Raw genomic sequence first — 13,979 nt, 5'->3', positions numbered from 1 at the left:
GCGGAGATGACCGAACCCGAGGAGACCCGCGAGGACACCGAACGCAGCGAGCCCATCGTCGCGCCCCCGACGGCGAACCCGTCCCGGGTCAAGGTGCCGCCGGAGGGCCTGAAGCAGCACAGCCAGCAGGGCGAGGGCGACCGGACGCCGTCCGGGCCGCCGCCGGGAGAGGAGGCGTGATGGTACGCGAGGCGCGACTGGAACCCGAGGTCGAAGTGCTCTGGGACGACTTCCACGCCGAGGTGAACGTCCCCTCCGAGCAGCTGCGGCAGTGGCTGCTCACCCGCGGGTCGGGGGAGGACGCGTTCGGCCCGGGCCCGGACCTCGGCCTGCCCGAGCCGGGCCGGCGGATCCTGCAGGTGCTCACCAAGCGCAAGGTGGACCTCACCCCGGAGGACATCGAAGTGATGCAGGAGGCCGTCGACCGGATCCGGGCGCTCACCGCGGAGCGGCCGAGCCGGGGCAACGCCGACGACGAGTGGCGGCACTCGCTGCTCGACCTCGGTCACGACGTGCTGGTCGAACGCTGAGTCGGACCGGCGGCGGCACCCGGGCGCACCGGGTGCCGCCGCCGCGTCACTCCGATTTCATGCTCGGCAGTTGCAGCCCGGCGGCGTCGGCGGCGGCCTGCCGGTCGCCCCGGGCCCGCTCCTCCCGGCTGAGCAGGTTCGCGTACTCGGTGATGTCGGCCGGTCCGGGCGCGTCCGGCAGCCCACGCAGGAAGGTCTCCACGTCGGCGGAGGCGGCGGTGTGCGCGGCGGCCGCCTGGCGCAGCAGCTCCCGCTGGTCGGCGGCCGGGTACAGATCAGTCATGCCGCCGTGATACCCGCGTTCAGGCGGTTCGCACCCCGCCGGCCGCCGCCGGCTGCGCGCCGAAGTCCGGGTGGCGCAGCAGCCAGGCCAGGTAGTCGGGATGGTTGGCCAGGGCGTCGGTGTACGCGGCCAGCGCGGTCTCCAGCACCGGTTCGGCGACCCGGGCGGCCGGCGAGTCCGGGTGCCAGCCCAGCAGCAGCCGCCAGCGCAGCGGGGTGCCGGCCAGCCGCCGGGTCACCAGGCCGGCGACCGGCCGGAAGGTGGCCTGGCACAGCGCGATCGCCTCGCCGGCGTCCACCAGGTCCAGGCAGCCGCGCACGTCCGCCTCGTACACCTTGCGGGGGGTGAAGCCGGCGCGGGCGCAGGCGGCGGCGAAGCAGTCGCCGAAGCAGCCGTCGCCGGGCGCCGCCACCCACTGCTCGCGGCGCAGGTCGACCAGGCGGATCTCGTCCCGCCCGGCCATCGGGTGGTGCTGCGGCAGCAGCACGAAGACCGGGTCGACGGCGACCTCCCGCCAGCACAGCCCGAACTCGGCCGACGGCGTGGCGTCGCCGCACACCCCGGTCAGCGCGAAGTCGAGCCGCCCGCCGGAGACCAGCTGGGCCAGCTCCGCGACGGACCAGGAGGCGTACGTCGTGATCTGCACCTCCGGCTGCTCGGCGGCCAGCCGGTGCACCAGGCGGCCCAGGATCGGGCTGTTCACCCCGCCGAAGCGGTAGCGGCGCAGCGGGTCGCCCGCGCCGGCCAGCCGGGCGGCCTCGTCCTGCAGGCCCTTCATCGCCGGCAGCAGCACCCGGGCCCGGTCCAGCACCAGCTCACCGAGCGCGGTGGGCCGGGCGCCCCGGCGGTCGCGTTCGAACAGTGGGCCGCCGAGCGCCCGCTCGATGCGCTGGAGCTGGGCGGTCAGGGCCGGCTGGGCCAGGCCGAGGGTGGAGGCGGCCTTGGTGACGCTGCCCGTCTCCGCGATCGCGCATACCACCCGCAGGTGTCGCAGCTCCAGATTCATAGGGTGACGGTAGGACCACGAACCGGTATGCGGAAGGGTTGATCCGCCATCCCGGCATGTCGATCGGTCGATCCGTCGACCTCAGTGTTCGCGGGAGCGCTCCAGGTCCGACAGGCGGGTACGCCGGCCGGAGACCACGTCCCGGGCCTTGTCCAGCACGCCCACCACCGGCTCGACGATCTTGTTCCAGGGTGGGGTGGCCGGGGTGCCCGGGTGCGGCCGGGTCGGCGCCGCCTCCTCGGCGATCTCCCACCGGTTGCCCAGCCGGATCAGTTCGGCGTCCGAGGCCACCTCGCGCAGCGGCAGGACCAGCGCGGCGACCCGGCTCACGTGCCGGCGCACCCGGTCGACGACGTCCGCCACGTCCGGGTCCGGCGCCCCGGACAGTCCCTTCAGGGCGGTCAGCAGCGCGGCGTCCGCCTCGATCTCCCGGGTCACCAGCTCTGCGCTCGCCGGCACCGCGGCGCGGGCGGCGGGGAACAGGTACTGCTCCTCGGCGGAGAGGTGCCGGGACACCGCGGCGACCAGCACGTCCAGCACCTCCCGCCGCCGCTCGGGGCCCAGCTGCGGGTCCTCGACCTGGTCGGCCAGGCCGAGCAGGGCCCGGTGCTCCCGGTCCACGATGTCGGCCAGGCTCCGCCCGCCCGGCCGGTACGCGTCGTCGGCGGCGGGCGGCAGCGGCGGCAGGGGAACGGTCATGGTGTCCTCCTCGGCAGGTGGCGGCTGCGGCCGTCCGGGCTCGGCGGCGGTGCCGCCGATCGACGGCTCTGGTTCTCCGCGACGCCTCCGGCGGTACCCGGGCGCGCGATCGGCGAAACCGTGCCCGCCCGGGGGCGTCCGGACGTCCGGGCCGGCTGGTATGAAGAAGCGATGACGAGCGACGCCGCCTCCGCCCGACCGGACCCCACCGACGAGGTCGTCGACCTCTGCCGCGACCTGCTGCGCATCGACACCACCAACACCGGGGACAACGACACCAGCGTCGGGGAACGGCGGGCCGCCGAGTACGTCGCCGAGAAGCTCGCCGAGGTCGGCATCGACGCCCAGCTGCTCGAGTCCGCGCCGGGCCGGGCCAACCTGGTCGCCCGCATCCCCGGCACCGACCCGGGCCGCGACGCCCTGCTGGTGCACGGCCACCTCGACGTGGTGCCCGCCGACCCCGACGAGTGGTCGGTGCACCCCTTCTCCGGCGAGATCCGCGACGGCTACCTGTGGGGCCGCGGCGCCATCGACATGAAGGACTTCGACGCGATGGTGCTGGCCGTGGTCCGCGGCTGGCACCGCGCCGGGGTCCGGCCGAGCCGGGACGTCGTGCTGGCGTTCACCGCCGACGAGGAGGCCGGCAGCGACTACGGCGCGCACTTCCTGGCCCGCGAGCACCGGCACCTCTTCGACGGCTGCACCGAGGCGATCGGCGAGGTCGGCGGCTTCTCCTACTCCGTCGACGAGTCCCGGCGGCTCTACCTGATCGAGACCGCCGAGAAGGGCATCGACTGGCTGCGCCTGCACGCCAAGGGCCGGCCCGGGCACGGCTCGTTCATCCACGACGACAACGCGGTCACCGCGCTCGCCGAGGCGGTCGCCCGGATCGGCCGGCACCGGTTCCCGGTCACCGTCACCGACACCGTGCGGGCCTTCCTGGCGGAGGTCTCCGACGTGCTCGGCATCGAGATCGACCCGGAGGACCCGGAGACCGCGGTCGCCAAGCTCGGCCCGATCGCCAACATCATCGGCGCCACCATCCGCAGCACCGCCAACCCGACCCGGCTCGCCGCCGGCTACAAGGACAACGTCATCCCGGGCCGGGCCACCGCGACCATCGACTGCCGCAGCCTGCCCGGGCAGTCGGAAATGCTGGAGGCGCAGCTGCGCGAGCTGGCCGGCCCGGACATCGAGATCGAGTACATCCAGCGCCAGCCCGCGCTGGAGACCACCTTCGACGGCGACCTGGTGGCGCAGATGTCCGCCGCGCTGCGCGCCGAGGACCCGGGCGCCCACCCGGTGCCGTACATGCTCTCCGGCGGCACCGACGCCAAGGCGTTCTCGCAGCTCGGCATCCGCTGTTTCGGCTTCGCGCCGCTGCGGCTGCCGGCCGACCTCAATTTCTCCGGCCTGTTCCATGGCATCGACGAGCGGGTCCCGGTGGACGGACTACAGTTCGGCGTGCGGGTTCTCGACCGGTTTCTCCGCAACTGCTAACCGTGTCCGTCGCGTCACCGTCGGCGCGGGATCTCCCCCCATCGGAAGGGACTGCCTCACATGACCGACCAGCACGGTGAGCTGGACGCCGCCCTGGAGCGGGTGATCGACGCCGCCCGCGCCCACCTGGCCGCCGTCCGGGCCGCCCAGGGCCGGATCGACGACGACGCCGTCTGGCAGGCGTACGTCGCGTTGAACAACGCCTCCTTCGCCTACGACGAGCAGCTGCTCGACGCGTTCGGCGAGGTGACCCCGTGGGACGTCGAGTCGATCGACCCGGACGAGGCCGACGAGCGTTTCGGCGCGGGCGAGGGCGTCGAGGCCACCGACCCGCACCCCCGGGTCATCTCGGTGCGGCAGCGCCGCGACTACCGGGTGCCCAGCGTCGCCGCCCTGATCCGGGTGGCCGAGGCGGCCCGCCGGGAGGGCACCCCGGAGGAGGACGAGCCGGCCCCCGTCGAGGGCGTCGGCGAGGCGGTGCTGGAGCTGCTGCAGAGCGGCGACGGCTCGCTGTCCGCCCTCGACGTGCCCGAGCTGGAGCCGCTCGACGGCGTGGTGATGGTCAGCGAGGTCGGCACCCCGGTCGACCTGGAGTCGTTCGACGACGACGACCCGGTCGGCCCGTTCCAGCCGGCCGCCGACGACCGGCTGGTCGGCCGGCTCGACGAGCACCCGTTCCTGGAGCTCGACGAGGAGCACGACCACGACCACGCCCACTAGGCCGTGCCGCCCCGGGGACCCGACCGTGCGGTCCGGGCCCCGGGGTGGGCCGTGCGTTCAGTACGACAGGCCCGGCTGCGCCTCGGCGACCCGACGACGACGCAGCATCACCTGCCGCGTCCCGTCCCGGTACAGCCGTACCCGGGCCAGCTCCCACCCGGAGAACTCCGCCTGGATCGCCAGCTGCGCCGCGGCGGTCAACCGGTCGACGTTCGAGGGCAACCGCAGCGGCGCGTATTCGTAGTCCATGCCTTCCATGCTGCCCAGACGGCTGCCCCGGCGCCACCCCCTGGCCGGTGATCGGCGTCCCGATCCCGGCCGGTGACCGCTCAGCCGTCCCGTTCCGGGTAGCCGACCTCCAGCGCCGACACGTCGTCCAGCGCGGTGACGATCTCGTCGGGCAGGGTGATCCGCTCCACCTGCAACGCGCCCAGCAGCTGCCCGACCGTCCGGGCGCCGAGGATCGGCGCGGTCACCCCGGGCCGGTCCCGGATCCAGGCCAGCGCCACCTCCAGCGGGGACACGCCGAGCCCGCCGGCGGCGGTGGCGACCGCCTCCACGATGCTGGAGCAGCGCGGCTCCAGGTACGTGGCGACGAACCGCTCGAAGTGCGGCGACACGGCCCGCGAGTCGGCCGGCCGCCCGTTGCGGTACTTGCCGGTGAGCACCCCGCGGCCCAGCGGCGACCAGGGCAGCACGCCCAGCCCCAGCGCCTCGCAGGCGGGCAGCACCTCCCGCTCGATCCCCCGCTCCAGCAGCGAGTACTCCACCTGCGCGGCGACCACCGGGGCGCGCCCCGGCCAGGCGGCCTGCCAGGCGGCCGCCCGGGCCGTCTGCCAGCCGGAGAAGTTCGACACGCCCACGTACCGGGCCTTCCCGCTGGACACCGCGTGGTCCAGGGCGGAGAGCGTCTCCTCCAGCGGGGTGTCCGGGTCGTAGCCGTGCACCTGCCAGAGGTCGACGTGGTCGGTGCCGAGCCGGCGCAGCGACGCCTCCAGGGTGCGCAGCAGGTGCCCCCGGGAGCCGTCCCGACGGCGGCCGCTGCCCGGCCGCAGCCCCGCCTTGGTGGCGAGGAGCAGCTCGTCGCGGGGGACCAGGCCGCCCAGCAGCGACCCGATCACCGACTCCGCGTCGCCGTCGGCGTACACGTCGGCGGTGTCGACGAGGTTGCCGCCCGCGTCGAGGTAGCTCTTCAGCTGGGCGGCCGCGTCGTCGGCGTCGGTGTCGCGTCCCCAGGTCATGGTGCCGAGCGCGAGCCGCGATACCGCCAGCCCGCTTCGGCCGAGCGGTCGCTGTTGCATGGGTGAACCTTATTTCGAAGCTGCCGTCACGGATATCCTCGCCCGGAGTCAAGTTCCTGCCGCGCCGCACCGCCGGGTGTGACGTGTTCGAGGTGAGCCGGTGATCGGCTCCCGCACCCCCATTGCGTAACCTGGTGCGACCTGTGGTGCGGATGGTGGGAGGACCAGTGCGACTCGGGCTCAGCCTCGGATATCAGACGGCGTGGAGCACGCCCGCCGACCACCTGGCTCTGGCCCAGGAGGCGGACCGGCTCGGCTACTCGGTGGTGTGGGCGGCGGAGGCGTACGGCTCCGACTCGCCGAGCATGCTGGCCTGGATGGCCGGGCAGACCGAGCGGATCGACGTGGGCAGCGCGGTGATGCAGATCCCCGCCCGCACCCCGGCGATGACCGCGATGACGGCGGCGACCATCGACGCCCTCTCCGGCGGTCGGTTCCGGCTCGGCCTGGGGGTGTCCGGCCCGCAGGTCTCCGAGGGCTGGCACGGCGTCCGGTTCGCCAAGCCGCTGGCCCGGACCCGGGAGTACGTCGACATCGTGAAGCTGGCGATCGCCCGCAAGGAGGTCGCGTACGACGGCGAGCACTACACCCTGCCGCTGCCCGACGGCCCCGGCAAGGCGCTGCGGCTCGGCTTCCACCCGCCGCGTGAGCACATCCCGATCTACCTGGCCGCGGTCGGCCCGAAGAACCTGGAGCTGGCCGGCGAGATCGCCGACGGCTGGCTGGCCGTCTTCTACGCCCCCGAGTTCGCCGAGGAACAGCTCGCCTCGGTCCGGGCCGGCCGGGCGAAGGTCGGCAAGGAGCTGGCCGGGTTCGACGTGGTCCCGTCGGTGCCGGTGGTGGTCGGCGACGACATCGCCACCTGCGCCGAGCTGGTCCGCTGGTACGCCGCCCTGTACGTCGGTGGCATGGGCAGCCGGCAGCAGAACTTCTACAACCAGCTCGCCACCCGGATGGGCTACGGCGACGCCGCCCGCGAGGTGCAGGACCTCTACCTGGCCAAGCGGCAGCGCGACGCCGCCGCGGCGGTGCCGATGGAGTTCATCGACCGCACCTCGCTGCTCGGTCCCAAGGAGCGCATCGCCGAGCGGATGCGGGAGTACGCGGCGGCCGGCGTCACCACCCTGTCGGTGACCCTGTTCGTCGCCGACCGGGACAGCGGCGTGCAGACCCTGCGTACCGTCGCCGAGGCGCTCGAGCTGTCCGGAGTCGGCGAGTGACCTGGGTCGAGGCCATCGTCCTGGGCATCGTCCAGGGGCTCACCGAGTTCCTGCCGGTCTCCTCCTCGGGGCACCTGCGGATCACCTCGGCGATCTTCTTCGGCCGCGACGCCGGGGCGTCGTTCACCGCGGTGACCCAGCTGGGCACCGAGGCCGCGGTGCTCATCTACTTCTTCAAGGACATCTGGCGGATCGTCCGTACCTGGTTCCTCGGGATCACCGACACGTCGGTGCGCTCCAGCCTCGACTACCGCATGGGCTGGTACGTCATCGTCGGCACCATCCCGATCGGCGTGCTGGGCCTGCTGTTCAAGGACGCCATCCGCGACACCGCCCGCAACCTCTACCTGATCTCCTTCACGCTGATCTTCTTCGCGCTGGTGCTCGCCTTCGCCGAGTACTGGGGCCGGCAGACCCGCACGCTGGAGAACTTCCGGATGCGCGACGGCGTCATCATGGGCTTCGCCCAGGCGATGGCGCTGATTCCCGGCGTGTCCCGGTCCGGCGGCACGCTCACCTTCGGCCTGCTGCTCAACCTCACCCGGGAGACCGCGGCCCGGTACTCGTTCCTGCTGGCCATCCCCGCCGTGGTGCTGTCGGGCGTGTTCAGCCTCGGCGACGTCTTCCAGCCGGCCGAGCCCGGTACGGCCGCGCCGAGCGTGGCGCAGATGATCGTCGCCACCGCGATCGCCTTCGTCATCGGCTACGCCGCCATCGCCTGGCTGCTGCGCTACGTAGCCCACCACACGCTCTACCTGTTCGTGCTGTACCGGGTGGCGCTGGGCACGCTGGTGCTCTGCCTGCTGCTCACCGGCACCATCAGCGCGACCTGACCCGTCGACGCCGCCGGCCGGCACCCCGGGTTCGGGGTGCCGGCCGGCGGTCGTTCAGGCGGGTCAGCTGTTCCAGTGCTGGGTGACGAGGTCGGCGGCCTGCTGTTCCCACTGCGCGTAGGCGTCGGGGTAGGCGGAGACCTGGACGGTCTGGGCGGCGTCGGTCAGGGGCATGTCCTGCCAGCCGTCGACCTGCTTGAGGCCCTTGAGGAAGGCCAGGGTGGCGTACTCGGGGTCGGTGATCTGCTCGGGGGTGCCCCAACCGCTGGAGGGGCGCTGCTGGAACAGGCCCAGCGAGTCGTGGTCGTTGCGGTCGCCGAGGTGGCCGAGGTTCTCCAGCTTCGACTCCTGCAGGCTGGTGGCGATCGAGATGACCGCGGCGCGCTCGGGCAGGCCGGCCTTCTTGGTGGCGGCGATGATGGCCTTGACGTTGGCGCTCTGCTCGTCGTTGAGGTCGATGCGCGACTGCGTGCCCTGCACGCCGTGCGGGATCAGCTTGCCGGCGTCGGGCTTGTCGGCCTGCACGGCCGCGACCGGCGTGGTGGCGGTGACCGGGGTGGCGTCGTGGTGGTTCAGGGGGCCGGCGGCCAGACCACCGGCGAACGCGAGACCAGCGATACCGAGCACGCTCTTGCGGATCATCGTGGTCATGGGGGTAGCTCCATTCGGGGGTCGGCGCACACGGGGGTGTGCGCAAGCACCGTCAAGCGCTCAGGAAGGTCTTCGGGGGAAATCCGGCCGCTCGCGGGGCTCTCGCCGGGGGGCGGGCCACGTCGCGGCGCCGGAACCAGGTACAACGACCGGCGGCCCACCGTCATTCCCCGGCGGCGGCGCCCCGCCGGGCGGGGCGCGGTCCTCCTCGGTCGTTCACCAGGGTTCAACGACCCCGCCCCCGCCACCATTCCGCCCCCACGACGGCCCCCCACCACACCCCGGAACCGGACATCGGGCTCATCCGTCGCCGGCACGAAACGACCACCGAGCGCAGCCCGTCCGAGATCCCACCCCCACCACACCGGCAGAGCGTGAGTGGAACGCCATTGCTGTCGCAGACGGGCCGAGACGTACACGGCGTTCCACCGACGCCCTACGCTCAGGCGCCGGCGCCGGCGCCGCCTGACGGGGCATTTGTCCCGGCAGACCGGTCCAGCCCGAGGTACGTCCAGACCGTCCACCGGGCCGAGGCCGGCGCGTGCCCAGCCCGGCCTCTGCCCCGGCGCACCCGCCCCGGTCCGGCACTCCACCCGGCGCGGCACGACCCACGCCCGCCCCCAGCCCGGCGCGGCGCACGTCGGCCCGGTCGCGCCCAGGGCTCGATCCGGCCCGTACCGGAACCGGGCACCCGCTCGGGGGCCCGGTGTCGAGTGGAGTGCGCCGGTGACCGCCTAGGGTGGTCAGCGTGGCGACCCTTCTGCTTCTGCGACACGGCCGGACCACCGCGAACGCCGACGGTGGGCTGGCCGGCCGGCAACCGGTCGAGCTGGACGAGACCGGTCGGGCCCAGGCCACGGCGGTCGGCGCGCGGCTGGCCGGGCTGCCCCTGGCGGCGGTGGTGAGCAGCCCGCTGATCCGCTGCCGGCAGACCCTGGAGCTGGCCCTGCCGCAGGCGGAGCCGGTGATCGAGGACGGGCTGATCGAGTGCGGCTACGGCAGCTGGGAGGGGCAGCCGTTGAAGAAGCTGGCGAAGGAGCCGCTCTGGCCGGTGGTCCAGCAGCACCCGAGCGCGGCGGTCTTCCCGGAGGGGGAGTCGATGGCGGCGATGTCGGCGCGGGCGGTGGCGGCGGTCCGCTCCTGGGACGCCCGGGTGAGCGCCGAGCACGGGCCGGAGGCGGTGTGGCTGGCGTGCAGCCACGGCGATGTGATCAAGGCCATCGTGGCGGACGCGCTCGGCGTACACCTGGATCTGTTCCAGCGGATCGTCGCGGACCCGGCGTCGGTGACCGCGATCCGGTACACGCCGCTGCGGCCGTTCCTGGTCCGGCTCAACGACACCGGTGGGGACCTGGCCGCCCTGGTGCCGCCGCCGCGCAAGCGGCGCCGGCGGGCGACGCGACCGGTGGACTCGGACGCGGCGGTGGGCGGCGGCGCCGGGGCCGCCCGGTGAGCCGGCCCGCCACGCCCGGCTACGCCCGGTCCGGGGGTCGGCGTTTCGCCCTGGGCGGATTCGCCGTCGGTGCGGTACGCGACGCTTCCACCCTCCGGATAGGGTCGTGGGTATGACCCACCAGGTGCACGCCTTCGAGCCGCCGGAGCGGTTCGTCGCCGGAACCGTCGGCCCGCCGGGGGAGCGCACGTTCTTCCTCCAGGCGCGCGGCGGTGGCCGGCTGGTCAGCGTCGCGCTGGAGAAGGTCCAGGTGACCCTGCTCGCCGAGAAGCTGGAGGAGCTGCTCTCCGAGGCGCAGCGCCGGTTCGGCGTCGACCTGCCGGAGGCCGCCCCCGCCGTCGGCGACAACGAACCGCTGGACACCCCGGTCGACGAGGAGTTCCGGGTCGGCACGCTGGGCCTGGCCTTCGACGTGGACAGCGCCACCGTGGTGATCGAGGCGATCGCGGTCGGCGAGACCGAGGTCGAGGTCGAGCTGGGCGAGGCCGACGACGACGAGGACGAGGATCCGGACGAGCCGGACGACGACCTGGACCGGCTCCGGGTCCGGCTGACCCCCGAGGCGACGCGCGCCTTCATCGAGCGGGCCCGCCGCGTGGTCAACGCCGGCCGACCGCCCTGCCCGCTCTGCGGCCAGCCGCTGGACCCGGCCGGCCACCTCTGCCCGCGGCACAACGGTTATCACCGGTGACCTCGTCGGAACTCCAGCCCCGACAGGACGGTGCCGCCGCGGTGCGGCTGCTCACCGACGGTGAGCTGACCCTGGAGGGGCGGCTGGTCGACGCCTCCAACACCACCCTGCGCGGCATCCTCACCCTGGACGGGGCGACCGCGCGCTGCGTGTACAAGCCGGTGCGCGGCGAGCGGCCGCTCTGGGACTTCCCGGACGGCACCCTCGCCGGGCGCGAGGTGTCGGCGTACCTGGTCTCCCGGGCGACCGGGTGGGACCTGGTGCCGCCCACGGTGCTGCGCGACGGCCCGTTCGGGCCCGGCTCCTGCCAGCTCTGGATCGACGAGCCGGAGGACGCCGAACCGCTGGTCGGCTTCGTGCCGGCCGAGGCGGTGCCGCCGCGCTGGTTCCCGGTCGCGGCGGCGCGCGACGACGACGGGGCCGCGTACGCCCTGGCGCACGCCGACGACCCGCGGCTGGCCAGGCTCGCCGTCCTCGACGCGGTGATCAACAACGCGGACCGCAAGGGTGGACACGTCATCGTCGGCCCGGATGACCGGATCTACGGCGTCGACCACGGCGTCTGCTTCCACGTCGAGGAGAAGCTGCGGACGGTGCTCTGGGGCTGGGCCGGCCGGGAGCTGCCCGCCGACGCCGTGCAGATGCTCGACGCGCTGGCCGGCCTGCTCACCGGCGCGCTCGGCGACGAGCTGGCCGAGCACCTGACCATCAGTGAGGTCGCCGAGCTGGCGGCCCGGGTCGACCGGCTGCGCGACACCGGCCGCTTCCCGCTGCCCCCGGAGGACTGGCCGGCGATGCCCTGGCCGCCCATGTGAGCCGTTGTCGTGTTGATCACCCGAGGGGCGCCACCCGGCGGCCTGACGGCTCGTTAGGCTGGCGGTCATGGAGTCTTGGGCGGGACACGAGGTGCCACGGCTGCCGGGCGAGGGCGAGCCGCTGAGGTTGTACGACTCGGCGCGGCAGGGTCTGCACCCGAGCCGGCCGGACGGCGACGCCACGATGTACGTCTGCGGCATCACCCCGTACGACGCCACCCACCTCGGGCACGCCGCCACCATGATCAGCTTCGACCTGGTCCAGCGGATGTGGCGCGACGCCGGGCTGACCGTCCGGTACGTGCAGAACGTCACCGACATCGACGACCCGCTGCTGGAGCGGGCCGCCCGCGACGGCGAGGACTGGAAGGTCCTGGCGATGCGGGAGACGGCGCTGTTCCGGGAGGACATGGAGGCGCTGCGGATCATCCCGCCGGCGCACTACGTCGGGGCGGTCGAGTCGATCCCGGACATCGCCGACAAGGTCCTCGTCCTGCTCAAGGACGGTGCGGCGTACCGGCTCGACGACGGCACCGGCGACGTCTACTTCGACATCACCGCCACCGGCGAGTTCGGCTACGAGTCCAACCTGTCCCGGGCCGAGATGCTGGAGATCTTCCCGGAGCGCGGCGGCGACCCGGACCGGGCCGGCAAGCGCGACCCGCTCGACCCGCTGCTGTGGCGGGGCGCCCGCGAGGGCGAGCCGTCCTGGCCGGGCGGTGAGCTGGGCCCCGGGCGGCCGGGCTGGCACATCGAGTGCGCGGTGATCGCGCTGAACCTGCTCGGCGACCGGATCTCCGTGCAGGGCGGCGGCAACGACCTGCTCTTCCCGCACCACGAGTGCTCCGCGGCGCACGCCGAGCGGCTCACCGGTCAGGCGCCGTTCGCCGACCACTACGTGCACGCCGGCATGATCGGTCTCGACGGCGAGAAGATGTCGAAGTCGCGGGGCAACCTCGTCTTCGTCTCCCGGCTGCGGGCCGACCGGGTGGACCCGATGGCGGTCCGGCTGGCCCTGCTGAGCGGGCACTACCGCACCGACCGGTCGTGGACCGACGAGCTGCTGGCGGTGGCGCGGGAGCGACTGGCCCGCTGGCGGCGGGCCGCCGCCGCGCCGGCCGGCCCCGCCGGGGACGAGCTGCTGGCCGGGGTACGCGCGCGCCTCGCCGAGGACCTGGACACCCCGGGCGCGCTGGCGGTGGCGGACGCCTGGGCCGAGCAGGCCCTCGCCGGGGTCGCCGACGACGCCGCCGCCCCGAAGCTCTTCGCCGACACCGTCGACGCCCTCCTCGGCATCCGCCTCTGAGCCGCCCCCCTCACCCCGCCCCGCCCTGCCCCGCCGATCTTGCACTTACCGCCCGCAGGGTGCCGTTGATGCCCGATTGGTCGGGGCAGAAAGTGCAAGATCGCGCGTGGGGAGGAGAGGGCGGGAGGGCTGGGGGGCGGTCAGCCGAGGACGAGGCCCGGGTCGGGGTCGGGTTGTTCGGCGGGGGCCGGGACCCGGTACTCCTCGGTGAGGGTGGTCATCGGGCCGGGCCAGGTGGCCTGGGCGACCTCGATCGGCTTGCGTTGCTCGTCGTACGCCACGTGCAGCAGGTGCAGCACCGGGGTATCGGGGCGGATCTGGAGGATCTCCGCCTCCTCCCGGCTGGGCTGGCGGGCGCTGATGGTGTCGGTGGCGGTGACGTACCGGCGGCCGGTGACCTCCTCGGCCTCCTGGTAGAGCGGGCGGCCGAACGCCTCGGCCCGCTCCAGCGAGGTGCCGGCGGTGTCGGCCGGCAGGAACCAGGACGCGCCCACCTCGACCGGTGAGTCGTCGGTGCGGACCAGGTGCCGCCGGCAGAGCAGGTCGGTGCCGTCGGCCACCCCGAACGCGTCGGCCACCTCGGGCGGGGCGGGGGAGCGGCCGACGGAGACCAGTTGCTGCCGGTACCGGGCGGCCAGGTCGGTGTGGTAGCCGCGGAAGCCGCCGTAGCGGCCGCGGGAGAGCCGGTTGAGCCGACGCCGGGTGCCGCGCACGTACGTACCGGAGCCGGGTTTCGTGATCAGGATGCCCTCGACCCGCAGTTGGTCGACGGCGCGCTGCACGGTCTGCTTCGCCACACCGAACATCTCGGCGATGGCCGGGATGGACGGCAGTCGCTCGCCGGGCGCCCAGTCGCCGCGCCGGACCTGCGCCTTGAGCTGCGCGGCGATCTGCCGGTGGGGGAACTCGGCCGCGCCCGGGTTGATCTGCACATCCGCCTCCTCGATCACAGCTAGGTTCCTAGGATGCCG

At 73.9% G+C, this 13,979-nt stretch carries 17 protein-coding genes; 10 read left to right on the top strand and 7 right to left on the bottom strand.

The annotated features are described in order from the left end of the window. Nucleotides 1–6: 6 nt before the first annotated feature. Nucleotides 7–180 carry a hypothetical protein gene (locus GA0070611_RS31055; RefSeq protein ID WP_157740278.1) on the top strand — a complete coding sequence of 58 codons (174 nt, stop codon included), beginning with the start codon at nt 7–9 and terminating at the stop codon, nt 178–180. Further along, the gene (locus GA0070611_RS09245) at nt 180–530 is read left to right on the top strand and encodes a DUF3140 domain-containing protein (RefSeq protein WP_091660868.1); all 351 of its coding nucleotides are present in this window, start codon (nt 180–182) and stop codon (nt 528–530) included. Before GA0070611_RS31055 ends, GA0070611_RS09245 begins: the two co-directional genes overlap by 1 nt. Nucleotides 531–576: 46 nt before the next feature. On the opposite strand, the gene GA0070611_RS09240 is transcribed toward GA0070611_RS09245, so the two are convergent. The 3 genes from GA0070611_RS09240 to GA0070611_RS09230 all read right to left on the bottom strand — a co-directional run bounded on the left by GA0070611_RS09240 (nt 577) and on the right by GA0070611_RS09230 (nt 2,518). Continuing rightward, nucleotides 577–813, bottom strand: a complete 237-nt coding sequence (locus tag GA0070611_RS09240) for a hypothetical protein (protein ID WP_091660865.1) — start codon at nt 811–813, stop codon at nt 577–579. Between the two features lie 19 nt (nt 814–832). Beyond that, nucleotides 833–1,819 carry a LysR family transcriptional regulator gene (locus tag GA0070611_RS09235; RefSeq protein WP_091660861.1) on the bottom strand — a complete coding sequence of 329 codons (987 nt, stop codon included), beginning with the start codon at nt 1,817–1,819 and terminating at the stop codon, nt 833–835. Nucleotides 1,820–1,900: 81 nt separating this feature from the next. Continuing rightward, nucleotides 1,901–2,518 carry a hemerythrin domain-containing protein gene (locus GA0070611_RS09230; protein WP_091660858.1) on the bottom strand — a complete coding sequence of 206 codons (618 nt, stop codon included), beginning with the start codon at nt 2,516–2,518 and terminating at the stop codon, nt 1,901–1,903. A 171-nt stretch (nt 2,519–2,689) separates the two neighbouring features. Here GA0070611_RS09230 and GA0070611_RS09225 point away from each other — a divergent pair, with 171 nt between their 5' ends. Both GA0070611_RS09225 and GA0070611_RS09220 read left to right on the top strand, forming a co-directional pair. Further along, nucleotides 2,690–4,018: a M20/M25/M40 family metallo-hydrolase gene (locus GA0070611_RS09225; protein WP_091660855.1), complete on the top strand. Its 1,329-nt coding sequence runs from the start codon at nt 2,690–2,692 to the stop codon at nt 4,016–4,018. Nucleotides 4,019–4,078: 60 nt separating this feature from the next. Beyond that, entirely contained in the window at nt 4,079–4,738 is a 660-nt protein-coding gene (locus GA0070611_RS09220; RefSeq protein WP_091660851.1) for a hypothetical protein, read from the top strand. A 57-nt stretch (nt 4,739–4,795) separates the two neighbouring features. On the opposite strand, the gene GA0070611_RS09215 is transcribed toward GA0070611_RS09220, so the two are convergent. Both GA0070611_RS09215 and GA0070611_RS09210 read right to left on the bottom strand, forming a co-directional pair. After that, nucleotides 4,796–4,987 carry a DUF5703 family protein gene (locus GA0070611_RS09215; RefSeq protein ID WP_091660848.1) on the bottom strand — a complete coding sequence of 64 codons (192 nt, stop codon included), beginning with the start codon at nt 4,985–4,987 and terminating at the stop codon, nt 4,796–4,798. Nucleotides 4,988–5,067: 80 nt separating this feature from the next. After that, entirely contained in the window at nt 5,068–6,039 is a 972-nt protein-coding gene (locus GA0070611_RS09210) for an aldo/keto reductase (RefSeq protein ID WP_091660844.1), read from the bottom strand. 167 nt (nt 6,040–6,206) lie between these two features. Between GA0070611_RS09210 and GA0070611_RS09205 the strand changes: the two genes are divergently transcribed. Both GA0070611_RS09205 and GA0070611_RS09200 read left to right on the top strand, forming a co-directional pair. Then, on the top strand, nt 6,207–7,259 hold the full coding sequence (locus GA0070611_RS09205; RefSeq protein ID WP_091660840.1) for an LLM class F420-dependent oxidoreductase: 1,053 nt from the start codon (nt 6,207–6,209) through the stop codon (nt 7,257–7,259). Next, a complete protein-coding gene (locus GA0070611_RS09200; protein ID WP_091660836.1) occupies nt 7,256–8,092 on the top strand; it encodes an undecaprenyl-diphosphate phosphatase in 837 nt (278 codons plus the stop codon). Before GA0070611_RS09205 ends, GA0070611_RS09200 begins: the two co-directional genes overlap by 4 nt. Before the next feature lie 63 nt (nt 8,093–8,155). Here the strand turns inward: GA0070611_RS09200 and GA0070611_RS09195 are convergent, their stop codons facing one another. Continuing rightward, nucleotides 8,156–8,743, bottom strand: a complete 588-nt coding sequence (locus GA0070611_RS09195; RefSeq protein WP_091660833.1) for a hypothetical protein — start codon at nt 8,741–8,743, stop codon at nt 8,156–8,158. Between the two features lie 739 nt (nt 8,744–9,482). Here GA0070611_RS09195 and GA0070611_RS09190 point away from each other — a divergent pair. The 4 genes from GA0070611_RS09190 to mshC all read left to right on the top strand — a co-directional run bounded on the left by GA0070611_RS09190 (nt 9,483) and on the right by mshC (nt 13,008). Beyond that, a complete protein-coding gene (locus GA0070611_RS09190) occupies nt 9,483–10,196 on the top strand; it encodes a histidine phosphatase family protein (protein WP_091660830.1) in 714 nt (237 codons plus the stop codon). Between the two features lie 112 nt (nt 10,197–10,308). Next, the gene (locus GA0070611_RS09185) at nt 10,309–10,887 is read left to right on the top strand and encodes a DUF3090 domain-containing protein (protein ID WP_091660826.1); all 579 of its coding nucleotides are present in this window, start codon (nt 10,309–10,311) and stop codon (nt 10,885–10,887) included. Beyond that, nucleotides 10,884–11,702 (top strand): SCO1664 family protein, encoded by an 819-nt coding sequence (locus GA0070611_RS09180; RefSeq protein WP_091660822.1) that lies wholly within the window; start codon nt 10,884–10,886, stop codon nt 11,700–11,702. Before GA0070611_RS09185 ends, GA0070611_RS09180 begins: the two co-directional genes overlap by 4 nt. A gap of 67 nt (nt 11,703–11,769) precedes the next feature. Next, nucleotides 11,770–13,008 (top strand): cysteine--1-D-myo-inosityl 2-amino-2-deoxy-alpha-D-glucopyranoside ligase, encoded by a 1,239-nt coding sequence (mshC, locus tag GA0070611_RS09175; protein ID WP_091660818.1) that lies wholly within the window; start codon nt 11,770–11,772, stop codon nt 13,006–13,008. Between the two features lie 140 nt (nt 13,009–13,148). Here mshC and GA0070611_RS09170 read toward each other — a convergent pair whose 3' ends face one another. Then, complete coding sequence (locus tag GA0070611_RS09170) at nt 13,149–13,940, bottom strand: GntR family transcriptional regulator (protein WP_091672702.1); 792 nt, start codon at nt 13,938–13,940, stop codon at nt 13,149–13,151. Nucleotides 13,941–13,979: the final 39 nt, after the last annotated feature.

Origin of the sequence: Micromonospora auratinigra, assembly GCF_900089595.1 — a bacterium.
In the GTDB taxonomy this organism is placed as follows: Bacteria; Actinomycetota; Actinomycetes; order Mycobacteriales; family Micromonosporaceae; genus Micromonospora; species Micromonospora auratinigra.
This window is presented reverse-complemented; position numbering and strand designations above follow the sequence as displayed.

Bases quoted from the DNA above. Each gene is read 5' to 3' on its own strand.
- GA0070611_RS09210 (WP_091660844.1), bottom strand. From the start codon at position 6,039: ATGCAACAGCGACCGCTCGGCCGAAGCGGGCTGGCGGTATCGCGGCTC.
- GA0070611_RS09235 (WP_091660861.1), bottom strand. From the start codon at position 1,819: ATGAATCTGGAGCTGCGACACCTGCGGGTGGTATGCGCGATCGCGGAG.
- GA0070611_RS09245 (WP_091660868.1), top strand. From the start codon at position 180: ATGGTACGCGAGGCGCGACTGGAACCCGAGGTCGAAGTGCTCTGGGAC.
- GA0070611_RS31055 (WP_157740278.1), top strand. From the start codon at position 7: ATGACCGAACCCGAGGAGACCCGCGAGGACACCGAACGCAGCGAGCCC.
- mshC (WP_091660818.1), top strand. From the start codon at position 11,770: ATGGAGTCTTGGGCGGGACACGAGGTGCCACGGCTGCCGGGCGAGGGC.
- GA0070611_RS09185 (WP_091660826.1), top strand. From the start codon at position 10,309: ATGACCCACCAGGTGCACGCCTTCGAGCCGCCGGAGCGGTTCGTCGCC.
- GA0070611_RS09240 (WP_091660865.1), bottom strand. From the start codon at position 813: ATGACTGATCTGTACCCGGCCGCCGACCAGCGGGAGCTGCTGCGCCAG.
- GA0070611_RS09195 (WP_091660833.1), bottom strand. From the start codon at position 8,743: ATGACCACGATGATCCGCAAGAGCGTGCTCGGTATCGCTGGTCTCGCG.
- GA0070611_RS09220 (WP_091660851.1), top strand. From the start codon at position 4,079: ATGACCGACCAGCACGGTGAGCTGGACGCCGCCCTGGAGCGGGTGATC.
- GA0070611_RS09230 (WP_091660858.1), bottom strand. From the start codon at position 2,518: ATGACCGTTCCCCTGCCGCCGCTGCCGCCCGCCGCCGACGACGCGTAC.
- GA0070611_RS09215 (WP_091660848.1), bottom strand. From the start codon at position 4,987: ATGGACTACGAATACGCGCCGCTGCGGTTGCCCTCGAACGTCGACCGG.
- GA0070611_RS09225 (WP_091660855.1), top strand. From the start codon at position 2,690: ATGACGAGCGACGCCGCCTCCGCCCGACCGGACCCCACCGACGAGGTC.